Source organism: Oleiphilus sp. HI0061 (assembly GCF_001635675.1).
In genome coordinates this window covers 1-936 of sequence record NZ_LWFE01000389.1, presented here as the reverse complement: position 1 = coordinate 936, position 936 = coordinate 1, and the positions used below count along the sequence as shown (strand labels likewise).

The 936-nt window shown below is 39.1% G+C and carries 1 protein-coding gene; it reads right to left on the bottom strand.

Annotated elements, in window-relative coordinates:
- Positions 1–936, bottom strand: a 936-nt coding sequence (locus A3735_RS30325; RefSeq protein WP_197485683.1) for a hypothetical protein, incomplete at both ends; no start/stop codon positions are given.

The window sequence follows — 936 nt, the reverse complement described above, 5'->3', positions numbered from 1 at the left end:
ATTCATAATCACTGTCTTGTGCATAAGTCGTTTAAGCCATTTGTGGAATTTGCCGGCGTAGCCATTCCCTTGTTTTTGTATGAAGTTGGCGACTAAAGAGCTAATAACCTGCTGTTTCACTTGTCGATGAATCGAGCGATTATCTTTATTTCTGATATAAGCAAGCCACATACGTTTGGCAATATGTTTAAATTGACTTCGTATCATCCATCCAGCATCTCCATCAAAGCGCCTGTAAACTGCCTCAGCCCACATGTGCCTGAAGGAGTGTGGTGATGGATAAATAGTGTCCTCCATGATTTCTTGCATCAACAGTTTTGCAACTAATCCAGTTCGACACTCACTATCAGACAAAGAAAGTAGCCATTCTTTTGTTTCTGGAGACAAGTTTTTGTCTAACAGTTGAATCCATTCAGGCTCGAGTTTTCTGTTTTTGTATTTGGAGACCCAATCCTCTTTTTTCCTTGAAGAGCCTTCCAAATAAAAACTTACTAATGGCCACTCCTCACGACAGCGTCTATATGTCTCTCTCAAATTGATATCTTCAACCATATTATCCCACTGATCTTGAGAACGAATTAGCAGAAGGCGCTCTCTCGTTTTATTCAGCTCCGAATCGTTTTTACCACGGCTAAGTTGCTCCTGGGTTCTTTGCCATTCAGCCAGATTCTCCAAGTCTCTAAAACCCGTATAGTGTTTTATAAAGTGAGGCCACAAAACTTTAACGGCACTATTTACCGCTGATTTGGAGCAGAAAACATCTTTTTTGTTTTTCTTATAAGTATATAAAGATGGCTTATCTGGAGTGGCCCCCACTAATGCCTTTAGTAATTCTGATATTTGAAATATCTTGAATGTTATTTCTCTGTCTTGTTTTACTCTTCCATGTGTCTTCTGAACATACCAATTGACTATATATCGATAAGGAAATGCGTA